Consider the following 21,691-nt stretch of genomic DNA (forward strand, 5'->3'; position numbering starts at 1 on the left):
CGTTTATAGGCCACTTCTACCCACAAAGTAAATCATCAATTAACTTCAATTTTCATGTTTCAAAATTCATCATCTGAGTCTAATTTTGTAAAATACCAAAGTTGTGAAAGCAGCTTAGAATCATTCCTATCCAGGATTTCTTTTTTTAGGAATAATACATCACTGATTTTTTCTTCTTCTTTCTCAGGGGGCTGATAGGTTATTACTGGGAGGGATAAATCTGATTCATCCTTTTTTTCAATTTTTATCATATACTTCCCTCCATAATAGAATATCAAAAATGCGAAATAATGACTGCTGGCTTGCCTAATAGGACTATTATCAGGATCGGAGTTAAAAAAATATAATTTAGTATTCCCTTCCTCATAACTTTCAATATTGTTGACAAAAGCCCAGAAATATTTTTTCTCATCATTATAGATGGCCCGAATTCTTTTCAATTCCCATTTTTGAAAAGAGGAGGGCTTGAACCTGGTTGTATAAGAAATAGGTGTCATTTTCAAAGGTGCATCGATGACTCCTGTAAGCCAATTACCATCTTGGAGTTCTTTCTTTGAACTTCTCGTTATCACCAGTCCATCCGCATTACTAATCACATAAGTGGCTTCCTTTTCCAATAGTATTTCGTCCACTTTTACAGGAACAATCCTAAATAGGTATTCACGCCCATAGGGTTTGCTGATTGTTATGGCCACTTTATTTTCTTCAGATATAGAAACCCGTATGGCCTCCCTATCTGATCCGGCAGAAACAATATTCCATCCTTCTTCTCTATCATCATAGACCATAGACCATAAATATTCTTCTGCTCTAAAAGAAGAATCCCTTTTTAGAGGCATAACCTCCAAGGAAGCAGTATCACGAAGACCTACCTTATTTTTGATTTGTTTTAATGCTTTTCCTGATCCACAATTGAAAATCATATAAAGGTCTTCTGTATATTTTTCAAAAAACCATTGATTGTTTTTATCAGATGCTAACTGAAATTCCGAAATATCATGATTGTCTACTGTCAGTTTATCTTTTCCACTTAGTATTCTCAGTGTTTTAAGAGCGGAAATAGTGTAAGGAGTTCGGAGAGCAGGAAATTCGGAGAACACCCAATCTAGTTTTTTCCTTTCTTTAATATCTTCATGGAACATGATTAATTTTTGACCCTTTTCATTCTTTTTATCTCCTTGCTTAAAAATATCCAATACCAAACTCTTATTATTGTATGGGGTGACCTTAGTAAGTCCTCGCATATCTATACCTTGCACATGTATTTTTAAACGATTCTCATTTTTTTCATTTTTCTCTGATAATACGATATTTGCTATCCTTAAATCTTCAAATTGAGCTTCGTGCTCAACTTCGAGATACTTTTGAGCATGTACATTTTTAAAATTCCATGCCTCTCCATCTGCCTGCTCGCTCAGCCACAACTGGGTTGGATTTCCATCAAAACTCCAAGTAATTGGACTGGAAGGGTAAAATGGACTTACTGTCACAGCCATATTATTTTGAGAGGATACGATACTGTAACATTTATTATCTATTATTTCCTCAGAACCTGAGAGCACCAAGGTAAAATCAGTGACAGACCAGTCTTCAAGATCTTCAATAGTCCACGAAAGTGATCTATGTCTTCTTCCAAGTTTTTTATTGGGTAAAGCAATACAAGAAAAATTAATCTTTCCGTCTTGAGTAAAATGGATTCTCCATCTACGCCAATGATTTTCTTCATCACTCGTTTTACGTTCACGAATTCTAAGACTATAAGCTTTTTTAGAGCTATCCTCATTGAGCTCAAGAATCCGCCATTCTCCATCTTTGTTGATAAGAATATGATAGGAATTATAACTATCTTCTTTTAACGGAACAAATCGACAACGCATATAATTCTCTTTAGACTTCACGTCTTGTCGAATTGAAGCGGTCAAATCATTTTTATCCCGAAATGCCATTACGGAATCTGGATAATAGTCAAAAATTAAATATTGGTTGTATGGCTTAGGAAGCAAGTAATCATAATCCGAAGGTCTCTCCCCGTTATTTATTGTTGAACTTCCATATGTGTTAAGATTACGATCAAACCTTAGTTTAAGGATCATCGTTTCTCCTCCTGGTTGATCTGGGGATACAGAAGTATAGGGCGTTATACTAAACTCGTATCTTATAAATTTACTTCGTGTAAATATGAATTTCGCATTTCTGAATTGTATTGCATAATTCTTTTCCCATACCAATTCAGATGAAATCATATGACTTTCCCTATCGTCATCATTGAACTCTCGCACTTCTATTTTAGCAGCAATACCAAGTTCTTTAGGTATATTTTTTGGACAATCCCAATTGATAACAATATTTTGAGAACCAATAATACTGGGAGAGGTATCTTTTATTTTATATTCCACATACAGCTTGCGAATAGGGCCTGTAGGAAATATAAAATTGGGTTGAAAATGCTGTTCATTAATACATTCGTCTAACCAAGAAAGATCTTTTAATGACATAGGAGTATCAATTATTATTTGTCTAAGCTTAAGATACTGATCCATACTCATATCTATTATTCCTCGTTTATTACCCCACCAGCTCTGATCCGCTAGTCTCGTACTAGCAAACTCTTTAACTAATTGAGACCTTAATCCGTCAATTATTTTTTCTGAGTTTGTTTTAAAATATTCCGCATAATAATCTCTAGTTAAATTTTCTAACTCCTGTTTCATACTTCTTTTTATTTGACTAACTGCACCAACAAGCATGTCATCAAATTTTTTTCTCATATTATCAATTTCTAGCTCAATCTGAATTTTCGCCTTTTCGCCCCTTTCTAAATGCTCTGTCTTAGCTTTGATTACATTAATGGTAAGTTCCAGAGACTCTCTAGCACCTTGTTCCCATGTACGGTATATATTTTCCATTTCGGGCACGACGTTTTTATTAAAAACCTCCTTTACCATTCTCTTCCATACCTCATCTCTATATTTTATTAATTCTTTCTCTTGTTTATCTTCTTTACTTTTACCCCATTCTATAATATCTTTAATAAGTCTGCCTATAGATAGCCCAGCAAAAGCAGCACCCATAATAACAAGAATTCCTATTCCAACAGGTGATCCAACCGCCGCAAGTAATGCTGCTCCAATAAAGACGCTTAAGACAGCTGTCTGAAAACCCGCACCGGAATAATTTTTATGACGTATCTCCTCACTTATCTGCATAAGATCACCTGCTACGGGTATAATACCTGCATAAGCTACTATTTTGGAAAATCGATCTAAGTCACTTGTATAGGCAAGTATAATACCCTTTACCCAATGATACAGATCTAAAACTGTCATCGCTTTGGAATTTAAACCCGCGTTTATTTTACGTACTGTTTTTTCATAGATGATTACTTTTGTATTAGGAATATAGGTTTGTCGAGCATCTACAAAGAAAAATTTTACTTTTCCTTCTGTTAGTATTTTTCTGATTTCTTTTACATCAATATTTGCCTTGCTAACTATAGAAGCAGTCTTTTTATTATATTTACTTTTATCAATATAAAGATTACGCAGTTTCTCTTTAGATATCTTTTCTCCTGGTATATTTGGGGAAATACATGCAGCAGTGGTTGAAATTAGCCTCCCGCCACCTCTACCGATAGCTCGTTTTTGCTTCGCATAAGAACAAGAGGGAATATCTCTTAGGTCTTCAGCACTACCAAAATTCGGATTCTTTGCAGCATCAAGCTTATACTCTTTTCCCGTAGTATCATTATAGCCTTTTCGGGAATAGTCTTTTATCTTTTTTTTGATTTGATCTTTCCTTTTTGAAGTTATTTCTGGCTGAGTATCTATTGTATTCATATAAGTATCGTATATAATAGATTCTTCTGTAGGCCTGTTCAAAAAATCTTCAACAAGCCCTTTACGATAAGTAATTCTTCTTTGTATGTTCAATTTTTCTTCTTCAGTAATGTTTGTCACAAGAGCCAACGCTTTTTCAATTAAATTATATATGCGATCAGAAGAAGTTTTACGCCTATCTTCTCCGTATTCTCTAATTTTCTCTAGATATATCCGTCGCTTTTCCTCTATATTACAATTATAAATCTCTATTACCGGCGTATTTTTAGATCCTCCTACAGGAATAGGCCCCAAATCACCAAAATAATTCCTCACTTTTGCCATTTCTCCAGAAAGATCCACGTCAAGTAATCTCTGATGACTATGGATTAGTTCATGTGCTAACCTAATCCAAGGCGACATTATTTTTCCTGAACTATGTAATCTTTGTGACGTCCTTGGATTTATGGAAATAATAGATTTACTCCCAAAACTATTACGAAACATAGCATTTCCAGTCTCAAAAGAATATCCTAAATCCATAGATTTTTTTTTCCCCTCAATCCTTGGATGTTCAGCCATAATCAGAACATTTCCTATTTTCTTAATTTTTCCTTTATCACTCCCGGTTTGTAACTCTTGGGTAAAATAACCGTCCTCAATTTTAAATAATCCATTTCGAATATTGTCTATGATCTTGTTTCTAATAAAATAATCCTGTAGTTCAAACAAGTTCTCATGATCATCTTTTCTGTACCTTGCCCCGTAAGCAGTCGGTAAAGGTATTAACCCATCTATCTCATCTATAAGTAGCTTTCCAGAAGCCCCTCTCTGAATCATTTGCATTTGATAATAGATATCATCAATAAATTGTTGCCTTTTAACATCCCCGTCCACCCCATACATAGATTGTATATAGTCATCCCTTTCGCTCAATGTAACCTCCGTATCTTTAATATAAGAAGGCTCAGGGCTTAAAAAAATGTTTTTGGTAAGTTTAAAAGCTTTAACACTAACTCCATCGTCTAGCTCTATTTTCACGACATTAATGTCATCATAAGGATCTGTATAAATCGGCTTTACTTCTAATATTGGCATAACTAAAAATTTTAACGTTAGATTATTATAAATCGTTGTATTGGACTCCAGAATAGAATCACAGTCTTTTAAGTTTGTGTTATCGAGTTATGGATCTATGATTGGAACTCTGCCTATTCAATAGAAAGTAATGGCTCAAACATTACAAGAACTACAATTCTTATAGAAGTTAGTACGGATAGCACATTTTTTAATAGATAGCTGAGAAGCTTATAGTAAATATTTTTTTCTTCTCAGCCCGTATCAGATCAATTCTTTAGGATTTCATAATTGTTAGATGTAACCTCAAGCTGATGGCTTATTATCGTACAATAGAAAGAATCCCTAAGGCCTTTAATTAATGGAAATGTTGATTATTTTTTTGTTTGGTATTTTTCATCATTATCTTTATTTAACATGATAAAAATCATAGTCACAATGTAAAATAATAAATCAAAAATGCAAATTCAGAAATTTTTTAACTCAAAAATAATGAACAGACTAGATAAATCACTTATAATTGAATTTTCAAATATGAAATTCAACTATAAGTGATTTAATATTGAATTAATACAAAAGAATTGCAAATTCTCTTTTTTTTCAAATAATTTCTATTAAATAATCCGAGCAAAAAATAATAAAATCTCTATTTAATCTAAATATTTTATTTATAAATCCCGGTATAATTATTTGCACATAAAAAATTATAGAGAATTATAGAAAATATTTTTTATTTTTTATTTCATATTTAATGCTTAACATATTTATTATATAAACATAAAATAAGAATTGATATCATTATTTTAACATTTCTTTGGTCACTATAACTAAAATTCTTAACACATTTATACCAGTTAGTCCTTAGTTATGTAAAATTTTATCATCTAATCTCAAAAAAATTAGTACAGAGCTAGCTGGTTGTTTTTCAGAATTATAATTATCGCTCGAGTGACTTTAGAAAGAATAGAAAACCTTAGCCCCGTAGTAAGGGAAGAGGAACAGGAAAAATTTTATACAATTGGAAGTCTTCAGAAGGAAAGTTAAAATGCCAAAGCGGATCAGAGTATTCACAATTACAGATTTGTCATGGATAATTGCTTAATTATTGGTGGAAAAGACTGGAGTAATGATAGCGCTAAAGATGGGATAAATGTGTGAGGACTCGATTTAATCTTGCTTATTTTCATTAAGAAATAACATTAAAAATTTATTCCCCTCTTCTGCTGTATCAACAAATATTTCTCTCTCTCATAAATCCACCGCTTTATACGACAAAATACAAATTTAACTTTACAAAGTAAAAATAATATTATGTCCTTTCTCATTTAATTTTTTTGTAAAATCCCGTTTTTTAAACTAAGCATCATAAATAACGTGAGTTCGGGTCAAGGGAAGTTTAAAAATAGTTGCCTGTCATTTACTTTTTCAAGTTTAATGACGGTTTTTTTGGCAAGAAGCAATAGGCAGAAAGACTTCCCAAAATGTTCACCATAAAATTATTCACACTTCGATGTCTGGAGTGTTCCACCTGGCAATGGTTTTCAGTTCATCATTTATCGTTTCGATAATAGCCCTTTTTCGGAGTAAAATTTTGTCTTCCGTCTTCATGATGGATTTTTCATATTCTTGCAAAGCTTGGTAAACAGCTGAATTCCGTCTGCCAAGAGGATCTCCCACAATGCTTTTGATAAGTATTCTTTGTCTGCGAAGAGTTTTCCAAATAATTGCTCGGTCATTTTTTGATATACTTTGGATTTCTGTCATCTACATTTCCTTTCGTTAAATAAAAGGATAAAAGCCCTCCCTTTTCACTACAAACCAAATGCAATTTAAATCCATAAAACCAACCCATTGAAGACTTTCCTCGCTCAGCCAATCCTTTAAAAACTTTATGGTTATGGATCCTTTGGTTTTCTGCAAACCTTTAATGTTGTACTATCCATAAAGCTTATTCCTGTGCATTTTCTCAAACATCTTTCTTTTAAAAAACAAGGCGAAAAGTATAAAACTCCTTTACTGAAGCTCTACGAATCTATTGCAGGACAAGCTTTTGGGAAACAAATCTTTCCAGTAGCCACACTACTTGCTGATAGTAATGCTTAAAAGTTTTATGAGCCCCAAATGAAATCCAATCATAATGGTGATAATTTCAGAATCTGACATTAGAAAGGCTCTGTTTCTTCCTTTCTTGTCTTGGTGTCACCAACTGCTTCCTGTTTCATTGGGTTAATTTGAACATCAAATTCTTTACAAAAATCATCAATTTATACAAAAATATTTGTAATTTACTCTTTCAAAATTATAAGTAACAATTCATTAAATACTTAAATATCAATAACTTAAATATGCGAATTATTACTTTTCTTTGAAATGTTATTTCTCTTCTTATCCCGAACTCAGGTTAATTTTAACAAAAAATTTAATACACAATACAATGGAAAAAACAGAAAACACAACACAATTATCACCAGAGCAACAGCAAGCAGTTACTGCATTTACTACTTTCTTTGCAAAAATAAAGCGTACTGACGTACTCAGAACACCCGCTGAATATGGAATGGAATATGAAGATGTCAGCTTTCCAGCATTAGATGGACTAACAATAAAAGGATGGTTTATACCTGCTGATTCTGATAAACTTATTATCGTCAACCACTTTATGACTGGAAATCGTTATGGTTATCCTGGTCATCTAGAACCCAATGATCCGGTTGGTTATGAAGTAAACTATCTGCCACAGCACAAAGCACTTCATGATGCCGGATATAATATACTTGCTTATGATCTGCGTAATCATGGAGAAAGTGAGACTTATAATAATGGATATGGTGGCAATGGGCAGAATGAATATCGCGATGTAATAGGATCTATACGATATGCCAAATCAAGAAAAGATACAGCTGATATGAAAATCGGACTATATAGCATTTGTTATGGATGCAATTCAACTTTGGTAGCCATCAGTAAGCACTCTGAAGAATTCTCAGATATTAAAGCGCTACTCGCATTACAACCTGCATCAGCTGGCAGTTTAATAGGAAGGTTTTTTGAGAATAATGGTATCGACAAAGAAGCAGGGATGGCTTTGGCGGATAAGACAATGTCAGATATGACAGGTTTTCACATTCAAGAACTATCTCCGATTGAGGCAACAAAATCAGTTACTATGCCTACATTAATTGTCCAAGTACATGATGATTCAATGAGTCATCCTGAAGATGTTCAGTCTATATTCGATAATATGCCAGCTGCAGATAAAAAATTATTCTGGATAGAAGGAACTACCGACCGTTTTCGTGGCTATACTTATTTTAATGATCAACCTGAGCTTTTATTAGAATGGTTTAATATACATATGAAGTAAAAACAACAAAAGAGATTATTAAAGAAAGCAAAAGCTATACTCTCTATACCCAAAAACAAAAAACCTCTGCAACAAAGTTACAGAGGATTTTTGTACCCCAGACGGGACTTGAACCCGTACGTCCTTGCGGACACAGGATTTTAAGTCCTGCGTGTCTACCAGTTCCACCACCAGGGCTTGGCGTGGAGCGAAAAACGGGATTCGAACCCGCGACCCCAACCTTGGCAAGGTTGTGCTCTACCAGCTGAGCTATTTTCGCAAACGTTGTGCGGATGAAGGGACTCGAACCCCCACGCCTCACGGCACCAGATCCTAAGTCTGGCGTGGCTACCAATTACACCACATCCGCTTGCTCTATTGATCTGTCAATACAGATACAACTGACATTCTTATCACAAATATAAGAAATCATCTTAAAAAAGACAATCTTAAAAAAACAAATCCTCTGCAACAAAGTTACAGAGGATTTAGTACCCCGGGCGGGACTTGAACCCGCACGCCAAAAGAGGCACAGGATTTTAAGTCCTGCGTGTCTACCAGTTCCACCACCAGGGCATGGAGTGGAGCGAAAAACGGGATTCGAACCCGCGACCCCAACCTTGGCAAGGTTGTGCTCTACCAGCTGAGCTATTTTCGCAAAACGTTGTGCGGATGAAGGGACTCGAACCCCCACGCCTCACGGCACCAGATCCTAAGTCTGGCGTGGCTACCAATTACACCACATCCGCATTGTTTTGATAAGTCGTATTTTAAAGAACTTCTTTCGTTTTTGTGAGTGCAAATATAGGGCAATTTTCTATAATTGCAAGGCTTTTCTCAAAAAAAAATAAAATTTCTGTATTTTTTTTTCATGACCCCTTTTATTACATTTCATTTTCTTACTTTTACACCGTTAATATATACGATATGGAATTACAAGGAACGGTAAAGAAACTTTTTGATGCTCAGACATTTGCGAGCGGGTTTCAAAAAAGAGAAATGGTTATTTTAACTCAGGAGCAGTATCCACAGCCGATAAACATAGAATTTTTGTCTGATAAGATTAGCTTATTAGATAACATTAAAGAAGGAGAAAATGTAAAGGTAGGTATCAACATCAGAGGTAGAGAATGGACTTCTCCACAAGGGGAAACCAAGTATTTCAACTCTATTACAGGGTGGAGAGTAGAGAAAGTAATGGATAATGGATCTGAGCCAACTCAGGCTAGCCCATCACAATCTGCATCTCCTGTTTCAAATGAGAATCCATTTGCCGGAGACGAAGATGACGATTTACCTTTTTAATTAAGAATACAACGATTAAAAATATAAATCCTGCTTTTTAAGTGGGATTTTTTTTCCTCACAATGGTCCGATTAGACAAAAACGAAATTTCATTTCCTGATCCTGAGCTTTATGATGGGCATGAAGGCGTCATCGCTTTTGGAGGAGATCTGTCTGTTGAAAGGATTTGGTTTGCTTATCAGCTGGGGATCTTTCCATGGTATAATCCCGGAGAAGAAATCCTTTGGTGGAGTCCTGACCCCAGATTTGTTTTGTTTCCTAATGAATTAAAGGTTTCAAAATCGATGCGGAAAATACTCAACAGGAATATTTTTACCTTCACGGAAAACCAGGATTTCAGAGGTGTCATCAAAAACTGCCAGCAGATCAGCCGGCACGGGCAAAACGGAACCTGGCTCTCTAATGAACTGATGGAATCTTTTATTACGCTTCATGAATACGGATTGGCAAAAAGTATTGAAGTATGGCAAAATAATGAGCTGGTCGGAGGCTTTTACGGCCTTCAGATCGGAAAAGTATTTTGCGGTGAAAGCATGTTTGCCCGGGTAAGCAATGCCTCAAAGGCCGGTTTTATCCACTTCGTAGAAACTCATAAAAATGAGCTGGATCTTATTGATTGCCAGTCTCACACCGAACACCTGGAAAGTCTGGGAGCCAAAATGATCCCGAAAAAAGAATTTTTACACTTTTTACACAAAAATAATAATGAAAGCTGAGAAAGAAAAATGGATTCTCCTCGTTGTGCTAAGTCTCATCTGGGGATCCTCTTTTATTCTGATTAAAAAATCTTTGGAACACTTTAATCCTTTTCAGGTAGGTGCATTGAGAGTTTTGATTGCAGGAATTATATTGCTTCCCGTAGCCATCTCCAATTATAAACTATTCCCGAGGAAACATTTAAAATGGCTTATTCTGGCAGCCGTTACCGGAAACTTCATTCCGATGTTCCTGTTTCCTATTGCGGAAACAGAGATAAGCAGCAGTATTGCCGGAATTATCAATTCCATGATGCCTATTTTTGTGATCATCGTAGGCGCTCTGGTCTGGAAATTTGAAACAACCAGGCAGCAGGTGATTGGGGTTTGTATAAGTTTTGCAGGTGTGTGTCTCCTCGCTTTCGGAGGAGATGACGGAGGAAAATTCAAACTCATTCCCATATTACTGCTTTTATTAGCCACTTTATGTTATGCCATAAGTACAACAACAGTAAAGTCAAAACTGATGGAGCTTTCTTCTGTAATTTTATCGTCTTTTGTATTCGCCTTTGTATTGATTTTACCATCAATCATTGCGCTTACCATGACAGGATTCTTTTCGGAATTCAGTTTTTCAAAGGATAATATGATGGGATTACTCTTTGTTGGCTTATTATCTATATTTGGAACCGGGTTAGCCATGACGATGAACTACAGGCTATTAAAGGTATCCACTCCCCTTTTTGCATCTACTGTAACTCTTTTAATGCCTATTGTAGCAATTATCTGGGGAATTTTAGATGGTGAAAAACTAACTTTTTTACAATTTGTCGGTACCAGCATCATCATAGGAGGTTTAATCTTTTTGCGGACCAAACCCGATTTAAAAAAATAAATCCGTCTCAGTCTCTGACCTTGACGGATTTATAAGATTTCACATCTGTGATTAAAACAAAACTATCTTTATTCTAATAAACGAATTCCTTCTTCGTTATTCTGCATAATAGCATGGTTTAAAGCAGAATTTCCTCTGTTATCTTTGATATTTTTATCAGCTTTATGTTCTAAGAATAACTTTACCATATTGTTTCTTCCAAAAGTGGAAGCAAATATCAATGCAGTAGCTCCATTATGATTTTGAACATCTAAACCTGCTTTATAAGAAAGCAGCAGATTGGCCATGTCATCATGCCCTTTAAACGCGGCGCCCATCAATGCTGTATTTCCGCTACGGTCTTTGAGATCCGGCTGAGCTCCATTTTCTAACAGCCACTTTGCAGCATCGTAGCTGTTATTATAAACCGCTAACACCAATGGAGTATATCCTTGTTCATTTATAGCATTCACTTCCGATTTAAAATCCGAAAGTTCCGTTACCTGATTTGCTCTGGCATAAGAAAAGATGTCTTGTGCCTTTACCGTATGTATACTTAAAAGCAGCATCAGGGGATAAATAAAATATTTCATCATGCTTAATTGGATAATAATGATTCAAGCTGGTTACGGTCCATTTTGACATGACTCGCCAAACGCTTACCAAATTCAGCATCTGCCTGATAGAAATAGGAAATCATTTTGGCAACTACTTTTTTATCCTTTACCCCTTTTAAAGCATTTCCAAGATTTTTAATCAGGTTATCCTGATCTTGTTTAGAGAATGAACGATAGGTCTCTCCTGCCTGCTTAAAGTTGTTTTCCTTATCTATTGTAGCCTGAGTAGTTGTCGTTCCTGCAGGAAAAAGGGTCTGAGAATATTTAAATTTCTTATTATCCGTCACTTCTTTATTACTGGCTGCGGGCTGATAATTTACATCTCCTGTCTGCGGCCTCATGGACATATATCCGTTTTGGTTATACGTTAGAATCTTATTTTTTGCTGCATTTACAGGAAGTTGTTGAAAGTTACCTCCAATCCTGTGACGCTGAGTATCGAAATAAGAAAACAATCTTCCCTGTAATAATTTATCTTCAGAAGGTTCAATACCCGGAACCAATGTTCCCGGAGAAAAAGCAGACTGTTCTACTTCCTGAAAATAATTGCCCGGATTTTGGTTAAGCGTCATGGTTCCTACTTTCACAGATTTAGCAATGGCTTCAGGCCATACCTTAGTGACATCAACCGGATTGAAGTCAAGCTTATCAAAATCTTCTTTTTTCAGCATCTGCACATACAGGTCCCATTGTGGAAACTTTTTGTTTTGAATAGCATGGTATAAATCCAATGTTGCATGTTCTATTTGGGTAGACTGTAATTGGTCTGCTTCTTCCTGGGTTAGGTTTCTTTCCCCATGTTTTGGAACCCATTTGTATTTCACATAAGTAACTTCGCCTTTATTGTTTACCCACTTAAATGCATGCACTCCATTTCCTTGCATTTCTCTGTAATTGGCAGGGATACCATAATCAGAAAACAGCCACGTTAACATGTGGGTTGATTCAGGTATATTAGCAAAAAAGTCGAATACCCTGTTATTATCTGAAGCTCCATTGGTAACCGGAGATGGTTTAAAAGCATGCACCATATCAGGAAACTTGATCGCATCTCTGATAAAAAACACAGGTAAACTATTCCCTACCAAGTCATAGTTCCCCTCATCTGTGTAGAATTTCACTGAAAATCCACGCGGGTCCCTATAGGTTTCAGGAGATCCCTGCTGATGAACCACCGTTGAAAACCTTACGAAAACTGGTGTTTTTTTACCTGCTTTTGATAAGAAATCTGCCATAGTCACATCTGAAAAATCTGAATCAGCAACAAACTCCCCTGCTGCTCCCGCTCCTCTTGCATGAACTACTCTTTCCGGTATCCTTTCTCTGTCAAATGCCGCCAGCTTTTCAATCAAGTGAATATCTTCTAGCAAAACAGGACCATTTAGAATTCTGGTTATCTCCTACAGGAGCACCTGTGTTGGTCGTCAACTGTTGTGAGCTAAGGCTCGTTACCATAGACAAACTCAAAATGAAATACGCTTTTTTCATAGGTTTTATTTTCGTTTAACCGCGAATTTATAGATTATATCTATAATCCGGAAGGAAATAAAATCAATTCATATAATCGATTAAATCTATTGTTTTTAAAATATTGATTTACAAAATAAATAACGGCAGCTCTATTCAAAAAAATATTTATTCTTGGTATTCCAGAAAACTTTTATTAAAACGTTGAGTTTAATGAATATCTGCATTGTTACCTAAATATTCATTATTTTAGTATTATTCAATAAATTACCGATGACTATATTCCATTTCACCGTTCATTTTGGAAGCGAAACAGACTGCCGTAATCACTTCAAGGCCCAAAAAGATAAAATAGGAATATCATGCAGGAAGTGTGGCCATAGGGATCATTATTGGAAAAGCGATGAGAAAGCAAAGCTTCTCGGTAAAATGGGATGCTAAAATAAAAAGACAGAATTACGATCTCCATAATGTTTTTGGATTTTACGCTTTAATTATTCTATTGGTTGTGGCAATGACCGGAATGTATGATCAAAATACAGGAGCCAGGCTATCCAATACTTCTGCGTATGCGGCTCCGTTTGAGCGTGTTGATTTTGCGACTAAAGTACAGAAGCTGAACTATGACCTTCATGTAGGCTCTGCCCGGGGCGGAATATGGGGAAGAGTCTTATATTTCTTTATTACGATTATTGGGGCTTCACTTCCTATTACCGGTTTTTTGGTATAGTGGTTTAAGAGAAAAAAGAAATAGGTTGATATCCGTTAAAGAAAGGGTTAAAATGCTGTTTTTTTCTTTCTAGGCTTCTTAATATACAATTTTTTTTTGCTGTATCCGTAATAATATGTAATTCTGTATCTGTATCCATATCTAAAGACTCTATAATTTTGTGTATTATAAAACTATTAATACTATGAAAGCGAAGGGTTGGCACTCAAATCATCTTCAATGGGATGAAGTGTATGTTTCAGATATGGTTGTTTTAAAAGATATTTTTCTTCAAAAGCAGAATTCCGGGATTCTTAATGAAGACTTCGGACTTCCTTTTCTCTTAGCAAAGAAAGCTCAGGATGTAGTGGCTTTTGCCTGTCTTGTGATTAATCATCTGGGAAAGATCGATTTTATACTTCATGAGGTTGAAGACCTGAATGGAGATGAAAAAAAAGATTCGAATCATATGCGGAAGATTATTGCAGGAGAAACCCATCCGGGAACTATCATGATCCCTTGCAATTGAAAAGTACTATCAATAGAATATTGAACTGGATTAATATCTGATACTAAAAGATCTTTTCTCTTTATTTGTATGTAAAATTCTAATCTTATGGCCAAAGAAGTATTATACCTTAAAATAGCGAAAACAATTATAGAGCAGATCCAGACTGAGACCCTTCAGTTTGGGGATAAGCTGCCTTCACTTAGGCGTGCTCAAAAGCTTTATAATGTAAGTCTTAATACGGTAAAATTGGCGTATATGGAACTTGAAGCCGTTCGCTTGTCGAATCCAGGCCGAAGTTTGGGTATTTTGTAAGTAAAACTTCTCAGCGAAAATTAGCCCTGCCTTCTGTACAACCAATTGGAAAGTCGAAAATTGAAAGTCCTAATGAAGATCTTATTGACAAGGTATTTGGAACGATTTCGGATTCAGATGTTACCGAATTTGCTTTGGGAATTCCGGGAAAGAATTTTCTCCCTTTGGCTAAACTCAAGAAATCGATCATCAGTGTAGTAAAAAGTAAAAATGATAGCGGGACGGATTATGAGCCGGTACAGGGAAAAGAGAGTCTGCGCCGAGAGATGGCAAAATGGTCTATGGTCTTGGAAGGAAAACTGACGGAAGATGATCTGGTCATTACTTCCGGAGCGATGAATGCCATTTATAACAGCCTGATGGCTGTCACGAAACCCGGAGATTGGGTAGCTGTCGAAAGCCCTGTGTATTTTGGAATTCTCCAGGCTATTCAATTATTGGGATTAAAAGTCGTAGAAATTCCTACTCATCCGGTATATGGAGTTGATTTGGATGCTTTAAAAAAGGTATTGCCGAAATTATCAGCATGCTGTTTTGTAACCAATTTCAATAATCCTATGGGGTTTCAGATGCCGGATGAAAATAAAAAAGAATTGGTAAAACTGGTTACCCATTATAATGTCCCGTTGATTGAGGACGATATATACGGGAATCTTTATTTTGGAGCCGAACGTCCAAAGCCATGCAAATTTTATGATGAGGCAGGATTGGTCATGTGGATCGGATCGGTTTCTAAAACATTAGCTCCCGGATATCGGGTAGGATGGGTAGCCCTTGGAAAATTTAAAGATAAAATTATCCGACAAAAGCTCGTTCAGACTGGTTGTAGTCCATCCCTGTATTCGGATGTTATTGCGGATTTTCTAGAGCACGGACGGTATGATCATCATTTGAGAATGTTCAGAAATAAGCTCTATGCCAATTATCTTCAGATCCAAAAATCGGTAACTGCTTATTTCCCTGATAATACGAAGGTCTCTGAACCGAAAGGAGGCTTTATGCTATGGCTGGAATTAGATAAAAGAATATGTACGGAGGATTTGTTTGACGAAGCTTTTAGTCATAAAATTAATTTTGCTCCCGGAAGAATGTTTTCTCAATATGACCAATACCGCAACTGCATGCGCCTGAATTATGCGATGGAATGGACGGACAGAGTAGAAAATGATCTGAAAAAACTGGGGAAAATGATAAAGAATAAGGTTTAATTAAAAAAGCAATACCATGAATGAACAAAATCATGAAGTGAAGATAGAGGCCTATCATCCAAAATATAAAGAAGCCTTTAAAGCCCTGAATGAAGAATGGATCAAAAGCTTCTTTGTAATGGAAGCCGGAGACTACAAGTTGCTGGACAACCCCGAAGAACATATTATCAGTAAAGGAGGACACATCGTATTTGCCCTGCTTGATGATAAAGTAGTGGGAACTTGTGCTTTGGTAAAATCTGAAGCACCATTAACTTATGAGCTTTCTAAAATGGCAGTAAGTCCGAAAGCTCAGGGGAAAAAGATTGGATATCTACTTGGGCGGTCTTTAATAAATAAAGCAAAAGAGCTTAATGCTGAAAAAGTTTTTCTGGAAACCAATTCTGTTTTGGTTCCGGCGATAAAGTTATATGAAAAGCTGGGCTTTAAACATATGCCTGTTGAACACTCTGCTTACGATCGCTGTGATACGCAGATGGAGCTGAGCTGTAAAGATTAATAAAAAAAGATATTAGAACTTGGATAAAATCCGCATTCTAATATCTGAATTTAAATCTACTAAGTATGTTATAAGAGCTTTTTAATATAGAAGCTCTTTTTATTTTTTAATAAAGCTTTTTGAAACAGACTTTCTTGCTCCGGTTACTTTTATAAAGTAAATTCCACTTGAAAGGTGGCTTATATTCAGCTTTTCGTCAAAACTGTTGTTTGAAGATTTCAATTTTTGTGTTGAAACAACCATTCCTCTTGAATCTATAACCTGAAGTTGGATCTCTTTGTCTTCAAATGTAAACTTTACATTGATACTCTGATCAGCCGGGTTAGGATATACTGAAAAATCCTCGGATGATTTATCTATACTTTGTACAGATAATGTATTGGCATTGCAGTTAGAAAGTCTGTTGGTACCGTCAATTCCCCAAGAATTCTGAACAGGAACACATAGCCAGTTCAAGACCGTAGGAAAGTGATCTGCCTCTCTTGTAGTCGATAAATAGTTGTATACCTTAAAGTTATTGGTGGTGTTGAGGGTTCGGGTAGGGTTACCTGTTATAACACTGTTGTTATTATTAGGACTAGAATCTATTAAAGTGTTTCCGGTAGTTTCATCACATTTCCAGTTACCTAATAATTGAGAATAATAAGGATGTGATGGCGTGATGTCCTGGGTAGCCCAGTTGATTAACACATTATTAGGAATTACAGATTTCCAGATTCTGATGTTTTTATACGAAGCGGCAAGGTTTTGTCCATAGGTATTTGTTCCGTCCTGATTGATAGTAAGCGGAAGACCAGAGTCTATATTTCCAATGTTATTCATTTTTGCAAAAGTTACCACAACTCCATCTTCATATAACGTAACAAGTCCGTCTCTGTCAAAGCTTACGGCAATATGTTTCCATTTATTGGTTTCCGTTTTACCTCCTACAAGGTCAATTCTGTTAGTACCATCACCAATATTGAGCTTGTATGTCTGTCCGGAATATCCTGAGATCACAAATCCTTTATTTTTTCCACTGTTCCAGTTTTTATTACTGATCATGGTCGGATCACTGGAAAAATTGGCATTAGGCTTTACCCAGAACTCAATAGTAAAATCCTGAGCGGTTCCAAAATTAAAAGGAGTCTGGTTGGTTGGTTTTGCATAGGTTCCAGCCGGAAAGTTAAGCTGATTGTGAGTGGTATTGGTTTCGATGACAGACCTGCTTATCTGCTGAGGAGTAAAGTTCGGATTGGAGTAAATGGTAAAAATACTTCTCTCAGAAAGATTTCCTCCACCATGGCCATTGTCAACAGCACCATGGTCGGTAGTCAAAACGACCAACCAGTCTTCATTGTTGTAAGTAGCCCTGTTTTTCATGGCATTTACAATTTCTCCAATATAAGCATCAGTGGTTTGAAGCGCTGAAATATATTGTGGAACAGCAGAAGAAAAGCCATAAGAATGACCGGCATGGTCTACATCATCAAAATCAAGAAACAAAATATCAGGATTATCATTCTTTAAAGCATTTACAGCGGCATTTTTTACGGCTAAATCTGTGCTGAGGTTGGTTTTTACGTCTGCATTTTTAATAATGATATCATTGATAGGAGCCCAGTTTACCAGCGAAATAGTTCTTAAATTCGGGTTGTAAGATTCCGCTCTGGATAAAAAATCCGGATAATTAATGTAGTTGGGATTGGTAAAATTGTTATCCTGTACATTGTGTTTGGTATGCCAGACACCAGTTAGCATAGTACTCCAGCCATTTCCGCTCCATGTAGTTGCGGCACAGAGCCCGTCCATTGAATAAACAGACTGGCTAACCAGATTGTGAATATTGGGAGTGTTGGCGGACATCATAACATCACCCCGACATCCGTCAATACCGATAAAAAGGACTTTTTTAGTCTGAGCACTGAAAAAGCAGCTTACGACCACTGCGATTGAAAATAATTTTGTTTTCATAAGATTATTAATTTTGTTTTAAAAAAAAAGTTTACAAATAGTAACTTTAATTTGGCTTTCCCAAAATTAATTTACTATTTGTAAACTCATGTAAACTTAAGGTTAAATTTAAAAAAACAATAAGAAATTGAGGCTGAAAGAATAAGATAATTTTGAAAGAATTAGTAAAGAACTTCTTCAGCCTCAGAAATTGTATTAAAAATATAATCCGGATGGGATTTTTCAAGCTCAGTTTTATTTTGAGCTCCTGAAAGGACGGCTATGGTCAATCCGCATCCTGCATTTTTTCCTTCTTCAATATCGATAACAGAATCTCCTGCTTTTAATACTTTATCCGGTTCGTGAATATTGAATTTTTTCATGGCGAGGTTAATCATTTCGGGACTTGGTCGGCTTTCCGAGACATCATCAGCGGTAATGAGAGCGTCATAATAGATGTGTTCTTTCCAACCCAGCTTATCCAGAAGCTGTTGAGCAATCTCAGAGGTATATCCGGTATTAAGAACGATTTTTTTATTTTTTTCTCTCATTTTTAATAAAAACTTTTCAACCCCTTCGATAGGTTTTACATCTAAATTTTGATAAGCCTCTTTTAGCTGATCTGAGAAATTTTCAAAAATAGGCAAGGCTTCATGAGCATTGCCGCCGATCTCATGTAATAAACCACTGATCGCTTCCAGCTTTTCTTTTCCTGCACAGCTGGATAAAACTTTCTCTAAAGAAACCTCATATCCATAATCATTTACGGCATGCATTAAGGTTTTATACACTACATTGTCCTCATTAATTGTTGTTCCGGCCATATCCAGAACCAATAATTCTATATTCTTCATTTATGCGTAAATTTTATCTATGTTAAATTTTGAAAATCCGCCGCTTGCGGTCATTCCCTTTCCTCCGATACCGGTCACAATATGAATATTCGGTGAAGGGCTGTGTTCAAATAAGTCTTTTGTTTTACATTGTGAGTAAATTCCAAACCACCGTCTCTGAATTTCATAAGTAGGGAGATCTATGATCTTTTTTGCTTCATTGATCATAAATTCATCAATTTCCATATTGAGATCGTAGCCAAGGGAATCTGCGTCTTTTGCTGATGCATACTCATGAGAATCTCCTAAAATAACAGACCCGTCAAGGGCTTGCTTAAAGAGGATATGAACTCCGTATTTTTTCTCAAAAGAGGTTGCATCTTCAAGGGATTTAATCGCTGTATACGAAGGGCACTCCTGGAAAGACTCATATCTTCTTATAGATAATCCGGTCAGGATATTTCCCGGTAACGAATAAATTCCCTGAGGTTTGGTCTGTAGCATTTGCAGCTTGGTAACGATTAAATCGCTTTCATTAAATAGGGAAGGATATAAAGTTTTGAATTCATGGCCTCCGCATATAATGATTTTTGCCGCATGTATTTTATTTCCGTCTGATGTTGTTGCGATACATTGCTGATCATTCTCTTGAGTTTCCACGACCGTAGTATTGTAGAAGATCTTCAGATCTAGTTTTTCCTGTAGTAAAGCGTGAAGTTTTACAATCATTTCAGAAGAGTCCATAGATAGCTCCTGTGGAAAAAATAACCCTCCTTTGCAATAATCCGAGCGAACTCCGTCAAACTTCTTGATACAATCGCTTTTTGAAAGGAGAACAGATTCGTAATCATTCTTTTTATTGATTTCATGAAGCTCATTGATCAGCTGCATTTCTTCTTCATTAGAGGCTAAATAGACAGAACCGTTTTTACGTATTGTTAGATCTGTTTGGGACTGGAGCTCATTATAGATTGCTAAGCTTTCTCTTCCGAAATTCTGCCATTTCAGATCCATGCCGGATGGAACCACCTGCCCGAAATTTCTTACTGTTGCTCCCTGGGGAAATGAATTTTTCTCAAGCAGGGCTACTTTCAGATTTTTTTTCAACGCATGATAAGCATGGAATGTTCCTAAGATTCCACCTCCCACAATGATTAAATCAAACTTTGTTGTCATTATATATTCTTTTTATATCATTTTCGAAGCATCGAAATTGATGTATTGTTTTTTATTGATTTTGGATTTTGATTTTTTTTTGAAGGCTAAATAGGCAATGACCGAAAAAATCAAAACGATCATAACAATGAAATAATTCAGATGAATGTAAAAATTCAACCAGGATGTTTTGGGTGAACCGAAATTCTTATACAGAAGGATCAGAACACTTCCCAGGTATCCGAATGAATCTACAAAATAGATCAGAAATCCTACATTACCCTTAATATCAAAAGCAGCGATCATTCTGTCGAAATAAATTCCGTTGAAAGGAATATAACATAAATACATTCCAAGCCCGGAGATCATCATCCAGAAAAAAGGAGATAAACCTCCGTTTTGAAAAAGATACGTTGAAAGTCCTACTGTTGTTATTCCTGCGAAAAGGATGTAATGATAATAGGCAAACGCTTTTTTATTGTTTTTTACCTTTACCATCAGACTTAAGATCAAAAGAACCATAATGGCAATAGGAATTTCTGTCAGGGTAAAAACAGAACTGTCAAACTTAAAACTTAGGTCATCCCATATTTCACGATTGAAATTATCCCGAAAATCCCTTAATATTGTGAGGCTGACATACAAAAGAGTAATGCACATAACAGGAATAAAGAACCTGCGGATCAATGCTTTTCTTTCTGCTTTATTCAGAGGTTGCCTTTTATTTTTTAATAGGATATCTTCCTCGGTAGGTTTAGGGATTCTCTCCAGCAAAAGACCAAAGATGATAAGAGGGATAATAAAAACAAGACCTGCTGCGAAGGGCATCCAGAATTCTGACACTCCGAAAGTATCCATAATAAACTTACCGACGGACTTTGTGAACCCTGAGGATACGACAAAGCTTGAACATAAGAAAAGCCCTATGATCTCTGTTGTTTTTCTTCCTTCAATATAGGAAAACACAATTCCCCAGATCATTCCCAATGGAATTCCGTTAATAAACATAAAGAGAATATTGTAAGGAGCCGGCACCACAGCAAAGCCTAATAACGAAAGCTCTGCAACAGCAATAAATGTGAATAAATAAAATATTCTTTTTTCAGGTTTTAATTCGGAAATAAATCGTATTCCGATAAACTTTGAAATAAAATAGCCGAGTGCCTGGGCAATAATGATCAATACTTTATATTCAACCCCGAAGTAAGCTAACCCTTCAAATGAAGCTACCGTAAAAGGTTTTCTAAATCCGTACATGCAAAAGTAGACCCCGAAAGCAGAAAATGCTGCTTTCAATGTTACTAATCTTTTTATGTTGGTATTTGCTGCCATTATTAAA

Annotated in this window: 15 protein-coding genes, 6 tRNA genes and 3 pseudogenes; 10 read left to right on the forward strand and 14 right to left on the reverse strand. The window is 35.9% G+C overall.

The genetic code is table 11. The annotated features are described in order from the left end of the window. Positions 1–59 precede the first annotated feature (59 nt). Positions 60–4,913, reverse strand: coding sequence for an RICIN domain-containing protein (locus CJF12_RS14435; protein ID WP_034681281.1), 4,854 nt, complete (start codon positions 4,911–4,913; stop codon positions 60–62). A 1,364-nt stretch (positions 4,914–6,277) separates the two neighbouring features. Further along, positions 6,278–7,156: pseudogene (locus CJF12_RS20515) on the reverse strand (IS982 family transposase). Between the two features lie 170 nt (positions 7,157–7,326). Here CJF12_RS20515 and CJF12_RS14445 point away from each other — a divergent pair. After that, on the forward strand, positions 7,327–8,256 hold the full coding sequence (locus tag CJF12_RS14445; protein WP_117590851.1) for an alpha/beta hydrolase family protein: 930 nt from the start codon (positions 7,327–7,329) through the stop codon (positions 8,254–8,256). 93 nt (positions 8,257–8,349) lie between these two features. On the opposite strand, the gene CJF12_RS14450 is transcribed toward CJF12_RS14445, so the two are convergent. The 6 genes from CJF12_RS14450 to CJF12_RS14475 all read right to left on the reverse strand — a co-directional run bounded on the left by CJF12_RS14450 (position 8,350) and on the right by CJF12_RS14475 (position 8,984). Next, positions 8,350–8,433: transfer RNA gene (locus tag CJF12_RS14450), tRNA-Leu, on the reverse strand. Between the two features lie 6 nt (positions 8,434–8,439). After that, positions 8,440–8,515: transfer RNA gene (locus CJF12_RS14455), tRNA-Gly, on the reverse strand. A gap of 8 nt (positions 8,516–8,523) precedes the next feature. Continuing rightward, positions 8,524–8,605: transfer RNA gene (locus CJF12_RS14460), tRNA-Leu, on the reverse strand. A gap of 122 nt (positions 8,606–8,727) precedes the next feature. Continuing rightward, a tRNA-Leu gene (locus CJF12_RS14465) sits at positions 8,728–8,811 on the reverse strand. 6 nt (positions 8,812–8,817) lie between these two features. Then, positions 8,818–8,893 (reverse strand) — tRNA-Gly (locus CJF12_RS14470). A gap of 9 nt (positions 8,894–8,902) precedes the next feature. Further along, a tRNA-Leu gene (locus CJF12_RS14475) sits at positions 8,903–8,984 on the reverse strand. A 178-nt stretch (positions 8,985–9,162) separates the two neighbouring features. Between CJF12_RS14475 and CJF12_RS14480 the strand changes: the two genes are divergently transcribed. The 3 genes from CJF12_RS14480 to CJF12_RS14490 all read left to right on the forward strand — a co-directional run bounded on the left by CJF12_RS14480 (position 9,163) and on the right by CJF12_RS14490 (position 11,130). Continuing rightward, positions 9,163–9,540, forward strand: coding sequence for a DUF3127 domain-containing protein (locus CJF12_RS14480; protein ID WP_034681631.1), 378 nt, complete (start codon positions 9,163–9,165; stop codon positions 9,538–9,540). A gap of 62 nt (positions 9,541–9,602) precedes the next feature. Continuing rightward, complete coding sequence (gene aat / locus CJF12_RS14485; RefSeq protein WP_034681282.1) at positions 9,603–10,256, forward strand: leucyl/phenylalanyl-tRNA--protein transferase; 654 nt, start codon at positions 9,603–9,605, stop codon at positions 10,254–10,256. Then, a complete protein-coding gene (locus tag CJF12_RS14490) occupies positions 10,246–11,130 on the forward strand; it encodes a DMT family transporter (protein WP_034681285.1) in 885 nt (294 codons plus the stop codon). Before aat ends, CJF12_RS14490 begins: the two co-directional genes overlap by 11 nt. Positions 11,131–11,198: 68 nt before the next feature. Here the strand turns inward: CJF12_RS14490 and CJF12_RS14495 are convergent, their stop codons facing one another. Continuing rightward, a complete protein-coding gene (locus CJF12_RS14495; protein ID WP_034681634.1) occupies positions 11,199–11,702 on the reverse strand; it encodes an ankyrin repeat domain-containing protein in 504 nt (167 codons plus the stop codon). A 5-nt stretch (positions 11,703–11,707) separates the two neighbouring features. Next, positions 11,708–13,214, reverse strand: a pseudogene (locus tag CJF12_RS14500) (catalase). 252 nt (positions 13,215–13,466) lie between these two features. On the opposite strand from CJF12_RS14500, the pseudogene CJF12_RS14505 reads away from it, so the two are divergent. The 6 genes and pseudogenes from CJF12_RS14505 to CJF12_RS14525 form a co-directional block, all read left to right on the forward strand. Further along, positions 13,467–13,601, forward strand: a pseudogene (locus CJF12_RS14505) (IS1595 family transposase); the annotation flags it as partial. Continuing rightward, positions 13,597–13,923: a PepSY-associated TM helix domain-containing protein gene (locus CJF12_RS14510; protein WP_034681287.1), complete on the forward strand. Its 327-nt coding sequence runs from the start codon at positions 13,597–13,599 to the stop codon at positions 13,921–13,923. The pseudogene CJF12_RS14505 and the gene CJF12_RS14510, both read left to right, overlap by 5 nt. Positions 13,924–14,107: 184 nt before the next feature. Next, positions 14,108–14,431 carry a hypothetical protein gene (locus tag CJF12_RS14515; protein WP_034681289.1) on the forward strand — a complete coding sequence of 108 codons (324 nt, stop codon included), beginning with the start codon at positions 14,108–14,110 and terminating at the stop codon, positions 14,429–14,431. A gap of 87 nt (positions 14,432–14,518) precedes the next feature. Then, positions 14,519–14,725, forward strand: coding sequence for a GntR family transcriptional regulator (locus CJF12_RS20260; protein ID WP_228379046.1), 207 nt, complete (start codon positions 14,519–14,521; stop codon positions 14,723–14,725). A gap of 164 nt (positions 14,726–14,889) precedes the next feature. Further along, positions 14,890–15,933, forward strand: a complete 1,044-nt coding sequence (locus tag CJF12_RS14520; protein WP_228379047.1) for an aminotransferase-like domain-containing protein — start codon at positions 14,890–14,892, stop codon at positions 15,931–15,933. A 16-nt stretch (positions 15,934–15,949) separates the two neighbouring features. Beyond that, on the forward strand, positions 15,950–16,432 hold the full coding sequence (locus CJF12_RS14525; protein ID WP_034681291.1) for a GNAT family N-acetyltransferase: 483 nt from the start codon (positions 15,950–15,952) through the stop codon (positions 16,430–16,432). A gap of 99 nt (positions 16,433–16,531) precedes the next feature. Here the strand turns inward: CJF12_RS14525 and CJF12_RS14530 are convergent, their stop codons facing one another. The 4 genes from CJF12_RS14530 to CJF12_RS14545 all read right to left on the reverse strand — a co-directional run bounded on the left by CJF12_RS14530 (position 16,532) and on the right by CJF12_RS14545 (position 21,684). After that, positions 16,532–18,385 (reverse strand): alkaline phosphatase family protein, encoded by a 1,854-nt coding sequence (locus tag CJF12_RS14530; protein WP_034681293.1) that lies wholly within the window; start codon positions 18,383–18,385, stop codon positions 16,532–16,534. 161 nt (positions 18,386–18,546) lie between these two features. Next, positions 18,547–19,218, reverse strand: a complete 672-nt coding sequence (locus CJF12_RS14535; protein ID WP_034681295.1) for an HAD-IA family hydrolase — start codon at positions 19,216–19,218, stop codon at positions 18,547–18,549. Beyond that, positions 19,219–20,373, reverse strand: coding sequence for a TIGR03364 family FAD-dependent oxidoreductase (locus CJF12_RS14540; RefSeq protein WP_034681297.1), 1,155 nt, complete (start codon positions 20,371–20,373; stop codon positions 19,219–19,221). A gap of 12 nt (positions 20,374–20,385) precedes the next feature. Then, positions 20,386–21,684 (reverse strand): DUF5690 family protein, encoded by a 1,299-nt coding sequence (locus tag CJF12_RS14545; RefSeq protein ID WP_034681300.1) that lies wholly within the window; start codon positions 21,682–21,684, stop codon positions 20,386–20,388. Positions 21,685–21,691 lie beyond the last annotated feature (7 nt).

Origin of the sequence: Chryseobacterium piperi (assembly GCF_002285635.2) — a bacterium.
Taxonomy (GTDB): domain Bacteria; phylum Bacteroidota; class Bacteroidia; order Flavobacteriales; family Weeksellaceae; genus Chryseobacterium; species Chryseobacterium piperi.